The organism is Gracilibacillus caseinilyticus (genome assembly GCF_022919115.1).
Lineage (GTDB): Bacteria > Bacillota > Bacilli > Bacillales > Amphibacillaceae > Gracilibacillus > Gracilibacillus caseinilyticus.
Map to the genome: position 1 here is coordinate 118,083 of NZ_CP095072.1, position 18,057 is coordinate 136,139.

Consider the following 18,057-nt stretch of genomic DNA (forward strand, 5'->3'; position numbering starts at 1 on the left):
CATTTCAAAATTACCCCATAGCCAGTTTTTACATATCCCGAATTATAAGCACCCATTTATACTTCCGATTCAGATAGAAAAAACCATTGCCAATAGATAGACAATGGTTTTGCTGGATAGAAATGATGTTATTAGTTCAAAGTCTCTACTAACTCCAACTTTACAAGCTCTTGACGGATCATTTCCACGACAGCTTCTCGATCGGCTGGGTTATTTTCAAAATCCAAATCATCGACATTTATCTTAAGAATCGGAGAGATATTATACTCATCAAAATAATGACGATATTCTTGATTTAGCCGCTCCCAATAAGCAATCTCTGTATCCAGTTCATATTGTCTGCCACGCTTTGTGATACGACGAACGGCTTCGTCTGTGGAAGCTTCCAAATAAATCATTAAGGCAGGCGGCTGACAGTGTTCAATCATATTTCCAAACAAATCTTTATATATGTTAAACTCTTCAACCGACATATCACCAGAATCCTTCAACATTTTGGCAAAAATGACATCACCATAAATACTGCGATCCAGTACTGCTTTGTTCAATTGGCTCGCATTTTTTATATGACGGAATCGTTCATTCAAAAAGAATACTTGCAGTGGGAAGCTGTAGCGCTCGCGGTCATAATAAAACTTATCCAAGATTGGATTGTTTACTACCGGTTCTTCAAATGGCGTATAGCCAAATTCATTTACAACGATATCCATTAACGTACTTTTTCCAACCCCTACTACACCATCTATTGTAATCATGTTCCATATCTCTCCTTCAATGTTGTCTTTTAGTCCTTTCAGACATTCTTGATAAAAACCCTTGTCTTGTTGTCTCAACCTGTTATCACTCCTTCAGATTGCGTTGGATTATCGGGTTTGCTGTGTTCTGTTTACACTTGATTCATTATACGGAAAATTAATCTATTTTACTATATCCATTCGAATTTTCATTTTACAATGTCGTGAACTCTGTATGTTATACTAAATAAACGCTTAAATCCTGGTCAATGATAGTCTATGGAGGTAAAAAATGAAAAATCATTTCCTTATTGGTGAACTTGCGAAATTATTTCAGTTACCCACTTCTACTCTTCGATATTATGATGAGATCGGTATTTTTCAACCGAAACATAAAGATCCAGACAGTATGTACCGCTATTACTCCGTCGATCAATTCATCGTATTGGACACCATCATCTTTTTAAAAAATCAAGGTTTTTCTATCAAAGATATAAAACAGCATTTGAAACAAAGAAAGCCTGAAAATATGAAAAGCTTATTAGAAAATAAACTTGAAGAAGTCGAGAAAGAAATGGAACGGTTAAATCAGGTATACGCAAAAATAAACAATAAGATTTCTACCATTAATACCGGGCTTTCTCTAAGCGCTAATCCTATTTTAGAATTCAAGTGGTTCCCATCAAGAACGATATCTTTTATCTATAATGATTCACCGATCAATTTACAAGAAGATTTTAATTCACTGTATATAAGGGATTTAGAAGAGATTTCTACATCTGGCATAGGATATGAAGGCTATTTTACTGGTGATTTTGGTAACATTGTTGACTTACAAAGTCTGTATCATGACAAAGAAGTTAAGTATCGCGCAGTTTTTGAAGTGCTCCCTAATGATAAGTACGGACACCGGATAAAACTGTCTAAACTTGACGAAGGTACATATGCATGCTATCCCCACTGCGGACCGTATGAGACGATTAAGACTACTTATTTATACGTATTAGCAGAACTAGAAAAAAGCGACTATCACATCACGGGTGATCCACTCGAAATTATCATGCTTGATGAATCGATCATCCAAGATGAAAAATCATATGTTACTTGGATACAAATTCCAATAAGCAAAGCGACTTGACCTTCAAGTTACTTGAAGCTTTATACTACCTCTTGTGACGAAAAAAGCAGGAGGTATGCTACATGAACAATACACACTCTCATTTAAAACATAAACCTGTGAAAAAGGTTTTTTTCGCTTATTTCTTTCCATCGATATTGGGTATGATGCTGATGTCAGCAAATATTTTAATCGACGGAATATTCGTTGGTAACGGTGTCGGTTCAGCAGGAATTGCAGGGGTAAACCTAGCAATGCCGGTATTCTCACTATTATTTTCAATCGCACTTTGGATCGGTATCGGTGCAGGTACCATGTACTCGATAAACATCGGCAGCGAAGCAAATGATAAAGCAAGCAGCATTTTTTCACTTGCAGTAATCAGTACATTGGTACTGCTATTTTTTATTGGTTTGATCGGATACTTGAACGTTGAAAAAATTGCGATTCTCCTCGGAGCTAATCATGACACCTTATCTTATACCGTTGACTATTTAACTATTCTGTTTTTATTCGGGTGGCTGATTGCTCTTCAGGAGCTGATTAGTATTTTTGTAAGAAATGATGGCAGTCCAAAATTATCCATGATCGCGCTTGGCATGACTGCCTTAGTAAATATCCTGTTGAATTACGTGATGATTTTTGTATTAGATCTAGCAGTTTTTGGCGCTGCTCTCGCTACTGTATTAGCTAGCGTTGTCGGCTTACTCATTCTGTGCCTTCACTTTTTGAAAGCTACCACCTTGCTGAAAATTTCCTTCCAATGGTGGTCATGGCGCTTGCTTGGTCGTATATTTACAGTTGGATTTCCGAGTTTTCTTGCAGAAGCTGGCACGCTGGTTTTTGTAGCGGGTTATAATTTAGCCATCGTCCATTTATTAGGCACAACAGGTGTGGCGGCATTTTCAGTGATAAACTATTTACATGGCTTTATGTACTTGTCATTTTTCGGTATTGAATTAGCTCTGCAGCCAATGATCAGTTATTACCATGGCGCAAAAGAAAAATCTCATATACAGGAAAGTTTGAGGATCGGAGAAAAAACAGCTTTCACGCTTGGAGGCATGCTTCTCATCATCGGTTTATTTGCTGCACCGGTGCTCGTTTCATTCTTTGGACTGGAATCAGATGAAGTACGCACATTGGCTGTCCAGGGAATCAGATTGTTTTTCATTGGCTATCTGTTCATTGGTTTCAATTTTGTTTATATGACCTACTTTCAATCAATTGGTCAAATCAGAGCATCGGTGACAATCGCGCTATTGAGAGGCTTCGTTATCCTTATACTACTTTTATGGCTTCTGCCGAAAATATTAGGAGTTGCAGGTGTCTGGTTGGCTTTACCGGTTGCAGAGATGATCGTGGCTTTGTTGATTATCTGTTTTGCCAGGAAGCATGTGATCAACAAACGAACTAAAACTGGAACAAAAGCATTCTCGTCACAATAACAGCCGAACATAACACGATAATGTCGTGTTATGTTCGGCTAGTTTCTTACTTAGTAAAGAGGACCGCTTAGCAGCTTTCTCTTATGTTTAAACGATACGGCTAGATTCTAAAATTCCTTTTGCTCAATAGGATTGTTAAAACATTCCATCTTTTCATGTGCGTATTATGGGCGATAGAAGAATGCTTAGGACAATTTCGCTCCTTTTCAACTCATATTGTCCGTTTGAACGCTTCTATCGGATAACTCCGCTCCTCTTCATGCTCACATTGGCCGAAAGAACGGTCCTGTACGTCTTTACTGTCTTCTTCTAATCGTCACTAAAGCACTTCCGGCAATTAGAAGAAGCAAGCCTGTTAACAGAAGATTAAAATATCCATTAAATGTATTTGGTAACTCTTCTTCTTCGTTTTGATCAGTGTCAGTGCTTGAAATCACATCTTCTTCATTTGAGGATGAGTCTTCGGCATCATCGTTATTTTTGTCACCATCAGATCCGATTTCCACGTCCTCAATGGATTCATCTGTATTTTCATCAGTCGTATCATCTGCATCATTATCCTCTTCTTCGCCAGTAACAAACGATAATCGATAGGTTTGCGTAATACCGTCCTCGGCTACTACTTCAATCACGGTTTGTTCTGACATATCCGCTGCTTCTGTAATGCTGACACTGCTTTGTTCACTTGCTGCATCAGCTGTTACAGTCGGAATGGCCGTTGTTCCATCAGATAATGTCACCTCATATTCTGATTCAGACGGATCAAATGCTGTCAAAGCTTCTCCATCTATTGAGATACCAGTCAATCCTGCATTACTATTTAAAAGCGTCTTACGATCTACCGGATTCCAATTATCTTCACCTGCCAACACTTTTTCTGGGGTATAAGCAGCCGCCTCTTCTGCAGTCAGCTGTTTAGACCATGAATATCGTGCTTGTGGATCTCCACCTGGGCCACTGTTAGCAAATTCCGAATATCTCGCAGTCTCTTCATTTGCCGGATCTCCCCAATTGTTCCAGCCATTCGGCTTAATATGATCATCCATCCAAGTATTGATATAGGCAACATTGGAATATGGTCGCCACGGTCTGCCAAGCTCTACTTCACCCTCAAGTCCTTCTGCTGCTGTTAGTTTACTATTATAGAAGATATAACCGGTTTTGCCTTCCTGTGTTGATGCGGCTGTCACATAACCAGAGTCTCTGCTATGAATGACAGTTTGATCAAAAACAGCAGTGGCATCCCCGAAGATAAAATCAACATCACCAGAAATATAACTGTCTACATAATATTGTCTTACATCTTCTGTTGCTAAAAGTGTATCCTGCCAACCGATCAATCTTACATTTCGATACACTTGACGATCTCCTCTCGCTGAAAGTGCTAATGCTTGTGACGTGTCGTTACCAGAATCATTTTCAATAGTTAAGTTTTCTGCGACAAAATCATCACTTTGTGCAAGCATACTGTAACTATCAGAAGTCCCAATTTCATTACCATCGGGGCCGATCGTTTTGGCATTGTCATCATATATTAACACCGTATCTTCCGGTTGATCGCCTTTACCGATTAGACTAATGTTGGATTTCTCTCTGGAAATAACAATCTTCTCACGATACTCGCCACTCTTTATATTAATGACAGTTCTTGTTTCATTATTATCTGGAACCGCATCGATAGCTGCCTGCACGGTTTCATAGTCTCCAGAGCCCTCTTTCGCCACCGTCATTACTTCTGCTGCAGTACCCTTTAGTTGTTCGGATGAGTATCCTTGCCCTTCATCATTAACAGCATGAACGAGATAGTAATAATCGGTACCTGTGGTCAGATCTTCATCGATAAAAACTGGCTCTGTGACATTATCTGCTATTGTTTCAAACGGTTCATCGACACTCTCTCGACGTTTTACCACATATGCATCAGCATCTTCCACAGCTTGCCATGATAATCGAAGTTTACCATCATCCGGATTACTTATTTCAATTCCGGTAGGCGTCGATGGTTTTCCATCATCTGCTTTTGGTTTATTGACTACCACTTGACTCGTTAAACTCACTGTATCTCCATTTTTAGCTGTAACTATATAGTAATACGGTTTTCCATTAAGAAGAGCTTGATCCGTATAGGATGGATCAGACACATTCGCAACCTTCTCAAAAGGGCCACCACTGTTTTCCGCACGCTTTACTTCATATTCTGTCGCACCTTCTACAGCTTCCCAGTTGAGTGTTATCTCTTCATTTCCAGCCTCCGCTTTTAGCTCAGCAGGCGTTGTTAGTGCCGCAACAGGGGTTACTTCCTGTTGTTCAGAATTCAAACTTTCCCCTCCCACGTGTTTCGCCGCAATCACATAATAGTAGGTCGTACCATTCGTTAATCCACTATCCGTGTAGAAAGTTTCGGTATAATCCTCAGCAACAATCTCATACGGACCTGCCTGATTAGTCGCACGCTTAATTACATAAGAAGTGGCATGTTCTACCGCTTCCCAGCTAATGTTTACCTGTGTGTTTCTCGCCTTTACTGTAACATGTTCTGGTGCAGGAGGAACTTCCGGATTCGCTGTTGGTGTCACTTCTATTTCCTCTGAATTAGGACTCTCCCCATTCTCACTATTACTGGAAATAACGTAATAATACGATCTCCCATTAATCAGTTCAGAATCTGTAAACGAAGTATCAGTAACGTCTTCTGCTACCATCGTATAGTCTCCACCACTTGTTTCACTTCGTTTGACATTATAAGAAGTAGCCCCCTCGGTCGCTTGCCAATTCAATTGTACCTTTGTATCCCCTACAATGGCGTCCAATCCTTCTGGCGCCTCCACCGGTTCAACAAAAACCTGGATATTGTCAAAATAAATGTGTCCACCACCACTTCCAGGTGTTGCCGATGCAATCCGGGCAATTCCTTCCTCCGATAGATCATCGGAAAAGGCTACATCCTCTGCTACCAGTTGATCATCAATATAAATATCGGTCGTTGAAGTTACGGCATTTGCAACCATTTTAAAATGGTACCACGCGTTATCTTCCGGTCGATCCGTCAGTTTCGTATAAGCACCACTCTTGGAATACACAAAGGTATATTCCTCTTCACCTGCCGGCTTGCGCAATTCCAGCGAAACAGCGGTTTTATCTCCCTCTTCATTTTGCAAGCTGAAGAATCGTGATGTACCTGCCATACTCGGCTGCATAAAGTCCATCTCCACAACGACTGTACCTTTTTGCGGAGCAAAGTTTTTGGCAAATGTTACGTTTGTTCCACCTTCATCATGAAGTTTCACTGCTTTTTCTGAGTTGTTTCCGTCTGAATCTTTCGGAACCTCTGCTACGATGGTTCGGTTAATATCGACTTGAGGAACCGGGCCAACGGTATAATCTGCTGGTGCCTCATTTACTGTTTGTTCTTCAAAATCATCATCTATATAATAAATTGTCTCAGGATCCCCTCTTGGAACAGCACTTACTTCCGTTGAAGGAAAACTCTCGCCATCTTCGTTCTTCGCACTGATCACAAAGTAATATGTTTTGCCTGCCGTGAGGTCTGACACCGTGTAATTAGTGTCTTCGTTTTCCTCCACTACTTGATAAGGACCACCTGGAACTGTCGATTGCTTCACCTTATAACTGGCAGCACCATCAACTTGATCCCAGCTCAGAGTCACTTGTTTATCACCGGCATTCGCTTCGACATTTTTTGGTGTATCCGGAATTTCACTTGATAATTCTTGAAGTGACACATTGGAAAATAGGGATCTGTTCAATTTCTCAAAATGATCATTCGGCTTAGCTGCATCTGCCATTAAGCCAAAGTAGATTGTGTCATCTAATGACAATGTTTCCGTTCCAAGCTTCGTCCATGATTCACCATCAGCTGATATCGAGCTTGTGAACTGATCGCCGATTCGAGTGATTCTTACCCAATATGGTGTATCTACTGCAGCATCGCTTGTTGCAGCATTTAGTTCTGCGCCATTTTCTGAACGGGTGAATGTTTTCGCAGCCTTTCCACCTTTCACATAGGATATCGCTGTCGTTACCATTGGAGAGGATTCTTTTAAGTCTTCTCTTATCATCACACCAGCTTCTGCTTCATTGTCTGTACCTGTTATCTCTTCCACTTTTGCAACTATTTCACCATTTCCTGTTAACTCCTGATAAGCATAATGGAAATGATCCGTTGCTCCTGCCACATCCCCGCTCGATTTAACGATGATTTCTTCTCCATCGATTTCCGTATGGCCAGCAATTCCCGGATTTCCAATATCCGTACTTGCCCATGGAGATATATCTTCCTCGGTATTGACATGAATGACAACATTACTAGAGTCTGTCGAAGTACCTGTGTCATCGATCGCTTTTGCAGTAAGATGGTGTGTGCCTTCAGGCACGTCACTCCACTGATACGTATATGGAGCAGAGCTGTCTTCGCCAAGCTTCTCACTTCCTTGATAGAAGACGACCTTTTCCACTGCACCATCGCTATCAGATGCATTCGCTTCTATCGTGATATCTGATCCAGTTTCATGGATATCATTCATTGCTGGTGATTGAATAGATACAGTTGGATTCGCTGACCCATTTGCTGCAATCGTATTTAAATATTCTTCTAGATTCGTATACCCATCTCCATCTGTATCATCATTTCGATCAGCCGGATCTGTTGAATCCAGACCATGATCTGCCTCCCATTGATCTGGCATACCATCTTGATCCTCATCTGCAATATCTGATTCCACTTCCGCAAAATCGGGATAACCACCGACTTCTTGTTGTGAATTAATGAAATGTCCTGTTCCATTCTCCACTTCATTAACGATTCTTGCATCAATCGCATCACGACGCGGCAATATTGCACCACTGTTTGCTAATACATCCTGAAAGGCGTCCGTTGCACTTTGGTCTGGTAAAGGGTTTTCCATTTCTTTTGGTGAATCGGAGACATTGACATCCGTATACGACCGTACTCCTTTCCAGTTATCCGCTGTCACTTCAGGAGACCCATCCATATAATTTCCGCTCAAGAACCAATTACTTCGCGGATCCATATCAGCAAATATTAATTCTCGGGAACTGTCATAGGTATTGACACCAGGTTTGTAATAGTTATCAGCGATATTATTTTGTCCATTCTCGCCACCATAGGAAGAAAATAAGCCCCAGTTATAAATCACGTTATTTTGAAAATCAACATGGTCAACCAGTCCATCTGGTAGTGCTGGCTCAGTACCTGGAAAGCGTGGATTACGGCTAAAATTATGTGCAAAAAGGTTGTGATGAAAGGAAGCATTATAACCACCCTGGATTCCGCCATAACCGTGGCGCCCCTTATGGTGTGCTGTCATTAACATACTTTCCGATATAATCGAGTATTGCACGGTCGTATGGAGGTTTGCATATAGAGAAAGCACTTCATCCACCGACCAGCTAAAAGAACTGTGATCAATCATGATATTTTCATGGTAACGGCCACTTAACGCATCTGCTTCGGTGAGATTCTTATCACCAAGGCGAAATCTCAAATAGCGAACGATAATATTATCTGCTTCGATTGTTACATTATGGCCAACTAAACTAATCCCTTCTCCTGGAGCTGTTTGCCCTGCGATCGTTAGATTTTCCCCAGTCAGTTTTAACGTGGACTCCAATTCGATTGTTCCACCAACTTGAAAGATAATCGTGGTATTATCACGTGAAACACCTTCACGTAAAGAACCTGGTCCGGAATCATTTAAATTCGTCACATAATACACATCTCCACCTCGACCACCAGTCGTATATTTCCCACCGCCTTCAGCTCCTGGAAAAGCTGGTGTTAATTGTTTTTCACTCTTCTCGTCTTTAGTTGTCTCGGCAGTCATTTGCACTGGCATCGATGGAAGTACAAGCAAAAGAATAAGTAAGATGATTAATCCTTTTTTCATGCAGTAATCCTCCTTTTTTTTGACCAAAACTTGTATGGATGGCTTGGTCGTCTCGTCTAATAAGTTCATCTAACCAACAAACAAAGAAGATATGGTTATACAGAAAAAGTCAGCACTAAACTGACTTTTTCTGATTGATTTAATCATTCTTAACGGATTTTGTTTTTTTCCGTTGATAGATGAAAATACCAGCTCCAACTAGTACAATAACGCCGCCCATCATTAACCAGTTATACATATTGGTAGCTGTATCAGGAAGGGACTGTCCTTCAGATTCTTCCATGTTTGCAGTGTTTTCTTTTTCTTCTGTGTTCTCGTTCGTTTCTTCTTTATCGTTCTCATCAGAAGAATCATCATTTACTTCTTCATTTCCGTCAGTGTCTGTTGTATTTTCATTGTCTTCTCCATCGGTGTTCTCATTTTCATCCTCACCATCATCTGGATCAGGATCTACCGACTCTGATTGTCCTTCAATTCGATGTAATGCATTTGATTTTAATGTCTCTCCTGCTATATTCGTAGAATTCTCTCCTACCACTTCTACATAGGCGCGATTTTCGAAGTAACCTGTAGTATTGGCTACTTGCAATAAGTCCGCAGCAAAATCACCAGCCCACATGTAGCTTGATCTGTTATCTTTGTCCAGGTCCATAATATCGTGGGTAACCAGCTCGTTACTGCGCTGCGTAAATAATGGTTTATTCGTACCAATTTCATAGAGTCGATACCAATATGAACTGGATGGATCCTCGTAATAATATTGTTCATTCTCATCAAACCGTTCAAAACGGTAGCCTTCTACTTCTACTTCATCAAACCAATTCAATGCGCCTTCAATCGCTGTCTGTACCGCTGGCGTCTGATCTGGTAATGCCATCAGATATTGCACAATGCTGACAGACTCAAAGCCAGATATCGATGGTATTTCGAAGGCTCTGCCTGTTGTTGGCTCATACGTAAAAGGGTCATGCTGCTGCCCCCATGCCGTCAGTTCCCCATCTACCTCGATCTGTGCGTTCACTAGATAATCAGTCGCCAGATCAACAGAATCTTGGATGTCTGTCGCTAAAGCATCACTGATAATATCTGAATTAAATGGATATTTTTTTTCTGCCATTAACGTCATCGCGTTTAATGTGCGAATCATCGCATTATCATTAAATGTCACATTATCCTGATAGCTTCCGTTTAATGGATAGGCTTGTGCAAAACCACCAGTTTCATATTGTAAGTTTTGCAAGAATTCTATCCCTTTTAAAACAGATTCTTTATACCTTTCATAACCGGTTTCCTTGTACATCAATGCCAGGAATAAAATTTCATCAATGGTTGCATTGTTATCAATCGTTCCTGTTTCCATGTCCTCAATAAACGAATACGATTCAGACCGTGGTTCTTCACCATCCCAAGGACGAGTGAATAATGTATCTGATTTATTTTTATCCCATCCCCCATGCTCAATCTGCCATGTTAACAGGTTATCTGCTTGAGTAATTGATTCTTCCAGGTTATCGGAATAATAATCAGCCTTTAAATATGGAACATGATGAGGATCTTCACTCACTTCTCTTTCAAGTGTTCCATCTAATCCAAATGCTTCTTCGGTCTCGTAAATCACTACCGTTTGACCAGCTTCGTTCTCTTCAACAGTAGTATCGACTATTGTAAAATTCGCCTGAAGATCAGGATTTAAGCTCTCCCATTCCCCCGTCGCCGCCAGTAATTCAAGGTCGTTCGGATCAAAATTGGCAATCTTACCATTAAAGGTCACTTTGACAGAATGTCGATCAAGTACTTCTGCGCTGACAATTTTAATTGGTCCTGGCGCTACGGTTTCTGTGTCAGGTAACACCGTTAATTGGATTTCTTCTGATCTATTTCCCGCCTTATCGACACCTACAATCGTAATGGTGTTTTTTTCACCTTGGGTAAGCTTCAAGTCCGTCTCGAATGAAAGATCTTCTTTTACTTCAACTTCTTTCCCATTAATCAATACGGTACCAGCTTCATTCATCGTACCTGCAATCGGATATGGATTATAAACGGTTTGGTAGTAACCCCCTTTATCCTCACCGACTGTATCATCTATTGTTACGATTGGTGCATCTGTTTCATATGTGACAGTTAGTTCCACTGGTTCTGCCGCTTCTCCATCATCATTAACAGCTTCGATGGTAATGATATTTTCCACTTTGGCAAGCTTCAGTGTATGGGTAAAGGTAAGATCAGCTACTTCCACTTGCTCACCATTAATCGAGACGGTGCTCGGTTGATCAACGGATCCTGAAATCGTATACATTTTTTCATTTGTAGAGGAAGGCAGTTCATCTAGTTCGATGACTGGACTTGTATCTACTGGTGTGACAGCAACTGATTGTGAATGGACACTGGTCGCGACATCATTACCAGCCGTTACTACATAGAAATACTCTTCTCCATTTGTAACATCGGTATCGGAATAGGTTGGCTCTGTCAGATTGTTTGCTATTAATTCATATGCATCTGATTGATCCACTGCACTTCGCAGCACATCATAGGAAGTTGCATCATCAACCGCATCCCAATTAAGCGTGACTTCGCCGTTCCCAGGTGCAGCATCTAAGCCCGTTGGAGCTTCTAATGCTTCTACCGGTGTAGCATGAATCTCCTCAGAAACATCACTTTCACCTTCATTTGATGTTAGCGAAAGCACATAATAATAAGTAGTGCCATTGTCTAGTTCACTATCTGTGTAGGAAGTAGTTTCCAATCCAGATGCTACTGTCTCATATGGTCCTCCTGCTTTTTCACTTCGTTTTAATGTAAATGTTTTTGCTGATTCGTCTGTATCAAGCGCCCATTTGACAGATGCATCGAATAGCTTCCAACCTGCTTCTGTCATGTAATCCTCTTGATCTTTAAATAAAAAAGTGGAAACACGCCGAGCTGGAATGGTGTCACCATTTACACGCTTGTCACTTTTTTCGTATCCAAATATAGTAGCCTTATCTTGATCTCCTGCAACGGTTGCGATCACTTCAGCATCTTCACCTGGAGTACCAAAATTGACTTTCCCTGCCTGATCATAAATCTCCACTGTATCTGTAAATCCTGCTGCCAATGGATGATCGCTATTTTGAATGGAAATAGAAGTTTGTCCGTCAATATCACCTGAATCGCCGGATGCAGCACTACTTAAATGCACATCATCTACGACCCATCCTTTTGCATAAATAACGGGAATTTTTACGTTCATAAATTTCTGACCAATATCTGCAGAGCCACCTGATTCGCCAACAAAGACAATGTCATGTCCCTCGGCATCTGATGTTACAGCGTCTTCCGCTCGTATCAGTTCAATGTTGTTAAACCCTAATGTTTCTAAATGGGCAATGGTCTTGTGATCCGCTGGAATGTCATTACCTATGTATAGTAATGATTTGCCGCTGCCTACAGAACGATTCCAACTCAATGTTACTTCCCCATCACCCGCGTTTGCCGTGAGTCCTGTTGGCGCATTAGTAGATGCTGCCCCCGATACTTTCAACGGGCCAATAGGTATTGTTGTGAAGGTAATAAGCAATACTAAAAATGATATCAATAATTTCTTCACTAAAACGTAACCTCCTTTTTTATAAAAATGAAATTAATTTAAGAAGCGGGATTCTTTGTTTGAAGTATTCTGAGGAAAATGAAGCTGGTGATCTAGTTGGTGTCAAAACACATTCTATTTTTACATATGGCTTTTTCACCTCCTGTTATTACTTTCATTCTATCAATGATTAGATTACATTTTTTTATATCAAACAATAAAACCCTTACATTTTTTGATAGTTGGACTTATGATCAGAAGGTCCATGGATCGCTTAATTCGTTGTTTACATTTACCAAAATAATATTTGTGAAAATAATTGCTTTTCAGATTATTCCATGATATTCTGTTAATATTTTGACGAAGAATGTCGATTTTGGAGAATGCGGAGGTTTAGTATGTCATCACGAAGTTCAATGGGGATCATAACGGTAGGCTTTATGTTATTTGCGCTGTTTTTTGGTGCGGGAAATCTCATTTTTCCAGCGCAAATCGGGCAAGCTGCTGGGGATCATCTTTTTACAGCTAACTTAGGATTTATTATTACAGGAGTAGGTTTACCAGTATTAGGGGTATTGGCTTTAGCGATTTCAGTGAAAAACGATCTTCAGACGTTAGCGAGCCAAGTACATCCTCTCTATGGTATTATTTTTACGGTGGCTCTTTATTTAACAATTGGGCCATTATTTGCTTTACCAAGAACAAATACAGTGGCATATGAAATAGGTATATCACCTTTTTTTGAAAACCAATCCAATGACTTGGTGTTACTCATTTTTACGGTTATATTCTTCAGCCTGTCTTTATTTATGGCATTACAATCAAGCAAAATTGTAGATATTATCGGTAAGGTGCTGACTCCTTTACTATTAATTGTGATTGCTTTATTAATTATCGCAGCATTTATTAATCCTATCGGGGCAATCCAGGAACCTACTGAGGCCTATACGGTGAACAGTTTCTTTAAAGGATTTCAAGAAGGATATTTGACGATGGATATGCTGGCAGCATTCGTGTTCGGGATAATTATTATTAACGCGGTCAAAGACCTTGGTTATCATTCAAAAAAACAGATGATGAGGTCTACGATGAAAGCAGCGCTAATAGCAGCAGTACTGCTAGCTATCGTTTATTCATCACTTGCGTATGTAGGGGCAATCAGTGTCAATGAAATTGGCTATGTTGATAATGGTGGTACGATTTTAGCCGCCTCATCGGAGTTTTATTTCGGATCATTTGGAAAAATTATTCTCGGGTTTATTGTGATAGGAGCATGTTTGACAACAAGTATCGGCTTGATCACATCCTGCGCATCGTATTTCCATAAAATTATCCCGAAATTGTCTTATCAACTATGGGCTGTTGTTTTCACCGTAATCAGTGCTGTCATCTCTAACTTCGGCTTAACGACCATTATTGAATTTTCGGTACCAGTGTTATCCATGTTATATCCTTTAGCAATGTGTCTATTGGTGTTAACCTTATTGCACCCGCTATTTAAAGGAAAAAAGGAAGTTTATCAAATCAGTATTTTGTTTACCTTTGTGATTGCATTAGTCGATGGCTTAAAAGCAGCAGGAATCAATATTAAAGCAGTGGATGAGTTATTCACATCTGTTCTTCCACTGTATGCTGTTGGTTTAGGCTGGATGATACCTGCCATTGCAGGTGGCCTGATCGGCTTTGTTTGGAGTCGTTTTAGGAAGGATACGGTAGCATAATATGGTAAATGCCAGGTGATGTCACCTGGCTTTTTTATTAAGCAAAAAGTATTTTTAAATGTCGTTCATATGAATCTCCTTAGAGAATGAAAACATAAAAGAAGGGTTCTTGGTTCTTGTAATACGGATTATGTAAAGTGGCATTGTATATCAAAAGTAATTTTGGGATAATTTGTCTGCTTAGCAAAGCTCGGGAAATATGCCCCGCAGGACGTGGTTTGCCGGAGCGGGATCCAATCAGATGAAATATTTCATAATTACCACTAAGCAGTTAGTTGACATAATCCATATTATAGGTAGCAATAGTTAGTGAGGACCGGCCGGATTTCTTACTGGCTTTGAGATAATGTCATTTGAATCGCTTGTTTTAATACTAGAGGGGCTACTTCTGCTGTGTATTGCACATCTAATCGTTCCGTTCGTTTATGTGCATCCTTGCCGTATGGGCAAACATTAATGGTCGGTACATCAAGTGCAGCAATCTCCTCAACAGGTATCGAATAGGTCTTTCCCCATAAGGGCATGTTTGCTTCAAGTGTTGGTAAAACCTGTTCAATATTTGCAATCCTGCAATAGCTGACATCAGACAATCCTGTGAAAAATTGCTTAGGAAGTAAGGTTTCCTTCCACTCTCGATTGTGTTGTTCAATCAGATCGCTTACGCATTTTGCTATTTTTTGGTCAGCTGGTTTTGTGCTATCCAAGCTCACATGTGGATAATATGGCGGCGCGAGCATAATAACAAAAAAAGGAGCCCGATCAACAAAAAACTCACAGACCACCTCCGCTACTTCGATCGTTATTTCTCTGTCATCGCATCCTTTTTCCTGACTGGTGTAAATGGTTTCTTGAATCGTTTCTTCAAAATGTGCCCCAAATTGCTGCACTCCCATCCGGTACAATTCTTGGAATTCATACACCACAGGCTGCTTTACGTTATAGAAATGGGGTCTTTCTCCTTGTTTAAACTTGTTGTACTGCAGCAAGGCTTTCTCATGTAATTGCTCGGCAGCATGTTCGATGACTGCCTTTAGCTTGGTTAAAACGGCTAACGGTGTTTGTGCGAGCGTCAAAATGTTGTACATGGCATAGGCCATTCCAATTGTTTGGACGTCATACCTTTTCTTCAAATCTCTCATTTGCAAACAGGTAGGTGGCGGATTGTTTTCCCCTTCAATTGTTTCGGTGAAAAGCTCTGACCATTCCATCTGCTGTACCACTTCCGTCAACATCCAGCCAGCATTCATACCCTCCAGCGGCTCACCTACATGTGTTTCTTTTCCAACACTCATCACAATCGGCAGTACTTTTCCAACAGAACCTTTATAAACATAGTTGGACCTGTCTCCCGGATACGCGGCGAAGTTCGGTTCTGAGCAGATACATAATTCATATGTTAGTTGGTGTTCTTGTTTTGTCCGGTTCAAAAATGGTATAGCAGCCAGCATCCCTTTTGAGTTGGTTTCTTCATCCGGTGTTGCAAGTAATAAAATATTCCCGTCAAAATCTTTTTGTTGAGACAACTCGTAAAGAACTGCTAATTGAATCGCAAGCCCTGCTTTCATATCCATAATCCCACGACCAAATAGCCAATGATCACTTTGTAAGTCTACCTTTACTTCTTCCGCCAACGTATCCACATACTGATCACGTAATATTTTCTTTATTTTAACAGGATCAAACGCATGATCCTTTAAATTCCCATAATCTTCTACACCGACGACATCATAGTGGCTGAGCAAAATAATTGTTTTGTTTGAATCGCCATTCCCTTTTAGCAATCCAGCAACGGAGAAACGAGATAATGGATCATTTTCAAGTGGTATTCTATATAAATGAGAGAGATTGGCTTTGAAATATGGCATTTCTTCTAAGATAGAAAAAATTTCATTACCCATCTGATTTTCCCCATCCGTATTAGTAATACTTGGAATGTTCACTAATCTTGTAATTAATTCGGGAATCGATTGTATTGTATTTTTTACACCCTCCATCATGTCACCCCATTTTTCTATTTTGTACATTGTAATCCTTACCTCTGGGAAAGAAAAGGAACATGACGTTTTATCTGCCGTTGTTTTTTTCTTAGACAAACACACATTTAATTCGTGCAATTGCCCAATCTAATTCCTCTTCTGTAATCACTAATGGTGGTGCAAAGCGTATGACATTTTCATGTGTTTCCTTACACAGCACGCCTTTCTCTTTCAGTTTTTCACAGTACGGTCGTGCACTTGTGTTCAACTCCATGCCAATGAACAATCCTTTCCCACGAACTTCTTTGATCGCTGGATGCTCGATCTGCTTTATTTTTTGTAAAAGATATTCTCCTTGCATTAGAGAACATGCTGCCAGCTTCTCTTCCTCGATTACTTGTAAAGAGGCAATGGCAACCGCACAGGCTAATGGATTGCCACCAAATGTGGAACCGTGAGAACCTGGATTAAACACCTGCATGATGTCTTGGTCTGCAGCAATGCAGGAAATCGGCATAACGCCACCGCCTAATGCCTTACCAAGGAGATACATATCGGGACTTACTTCCTCCCAATCACAGGCAAACATTTTGCCAGTCCGCCCAAGACCTGTCTGTACTTCATCGGCAATCCACAAAACATCGGCGTTTTGGCATACGTCCCACACTTCTTGTAAATAGCCAGCTGGAGGAATAATAATACCTGCCTCTCCTTGAATCGGTTCCATCAAAAAAGCCGCGGTATTAGGAGTTATTGCTGTTTTTAACGCCTCGATATCTCCATACGGTATCAGCTTGAGGCCTGGTAACATTGGACCGAAAGCTCGCTGATTACCGGCTTCCGATGATAACGATACAGCGGTCATCGTCCTGCCATGGAAATTCCCTTGACATGCTATGATTTCCGCTTGGTCTTCACGAATTCCTTTCTTGTCATAGGCCCAACGTCTTGCTGCTTTAACCGCCGTTTCCACCGCTTCAGCTCCGGTGTTCATCGGCAATACCTTTTCTTTACCTGTTAATTCTGCAACTTTTTGAAAAAATGTACCGAGCTGATCATGATGGAACGCACGTGAAGTCAGCGTTACATGATCCGCTTGTTCCTTTAATGCTTTTATAATCTTAGGATGTCGATGGCCTTGGTTTAGGGACGAATAGCCACTTAACATATCTAAATAGTCATTGCATTCAATATCTTTCACCCAGACACCTTTTGCTTCTGTAATGACAACCGAAAGTGGACGATAGTTATGTGCACCATATTTAGACGTCTGTTCAAGGATTTTTTGCGAATCATTTTTGCCCGCCATGTTCATTTCTCCTTTGCCTATGCAATCGATATGTAACCATAGTCTATGCAGGAATTGGATAGACGGTTATTACATAATTCACCAGGTGTTATCCCTCCCTTCATTCGCTTGGGTATAAGACAACAAGAACAAACAGTTAATTATCAGATTTTTGAAAGCTGTCACTACAACGCCTCAGCATCGCACTTGATTTTCGTTGCTATCGAGGCAAATCTTCGCTTTACTTCTGCACTTTTGGCTCCTTTCATCCGCTA

At 40.5% G+C, this 18,057-nt stretch carries 8 protein-coding genes; 3 read left to right on the forward strand and 5 right to left on the reverse strand.

Translation table 11 applies throughout. From position 1 onward, the window contains the following. Positions 1-131 precede the first annotated feature (131 nt). Positions 132-833: a deoxynucleoside kinase gene (locus MUN88_RS00475; RefSeq protein WP_244719558.1), complete on the reverse strand. Its 702-nt coding sequence runs from the start codon at positions 831-833 to the stop codon at positions 132-134. 193 nt (positions 834-1,026) lie between these two features. Between MUN88_RS00475 and MUN88_RS00480 the strand changes: the two genes are divergently transcribed. Next, complete coding sequence (locus MUN88_RS00480) at positions 1,027-1,872, forward strand: MerR family transcriptional regulator (protein WP_244719561.1); 846 nt, start codon at positions 1,027-1,029, stop codon at positions 1,870-1,872. 62 nt (positions 1,873-1,934) lie between these two features. Further along, on the forward strand, positions 1,935-3,299 hold the full coding sequence (locus MUN88_RS00485) for an MATE family efflux transporter (protein WP_244719563.1): 1,365 nt from the start codon (positions 1,935-1,937) through the stop codon (positions 3,297-3,299). 296 nt (positions 3,300-3,595) lie between these two features. Here MUN88_RS00485 and MUN88_RS00490 read toward each other — a convergent pair whose 3' ends face one another. Continuing rightward, positions 3,596-9,226 (reverse strand): pectinesterase family protein, encoded by a 5,631-nt coding sequence (locus tag MUN88_RS00490; RefSeq protein ID WP_244719567.1) that lies wholly within the window; start codon positions 9,224-9,226, stop codon positions 3,596-3,598. Between the two features lie 139 nt (positions 9,227-9,365). Continuing rightward, positions 9,366-12,818 carry a pectate lyase gene (gene pelA, locus MUN88_RS00495; RefSeq protein ID WP_244719570.1) on the reverse strand — a complete coding sequence of 1,151 codons (3,453 nt, stop codon included), beginning with the start codon at positions 12,816-12,818 and terminating at the stop codon, positions 9,366-9,368. A gap of 377 nt (positions 12,819-13,195) precedes the next feature. On the opposite strand from pelA, the gene brnQ reads away from it, so the two are divergent. After that, positions 13,196-14,518, forward strand: coding sequence for a branched-chain amino acid transport system II carrier protein (gene brnQ / locus MUN88_RS00500; RefSeq protein ID WP_244719573.1), 1,323 nt, complete (start codon positions 13,196-13,198; stop codon positions 14,516-14,518). A 329-nt stretch (positions 14,519-14,847) separates the two neighbouring features. Here brnQ and MUN88_RS00505 read toward each other — a convergent pair whose 3' ends face one another. Together MUN88_RS00505 and MUN88_RS00510 are read right to left on the reverse strand one after the other, a co-directional pair. Further along, the gene (locus MUN88_RS00505) at positions 14,848-16,542 is read right to left on the reverse strand and encodes a M20/M25/M40 family metallo-hydrolase (protein ID WP_244719576.1); all 1,695 of its coding nucleotides are present in this window, start codon (positions 16,540-16,542) and stop codon (positions 14,848-14,850) included. A 61-nt stretch (positions 16,543-16,603) separates the two neighbouring features. Beyond that, positions 16,604-17,803 (reverse strand): ornithine--oxo-acid transaminase, encoded by a 1,200-nt coding sequence (locus MUN88_RS00510; RefSeq protein ID WP_244719578.1) that lies wholly within the window; start codon positions 17,801-17,803, stop codon positions 16,604-16,606. Positions 17,804-18,057: the final 254 nt, after the last annotated feature.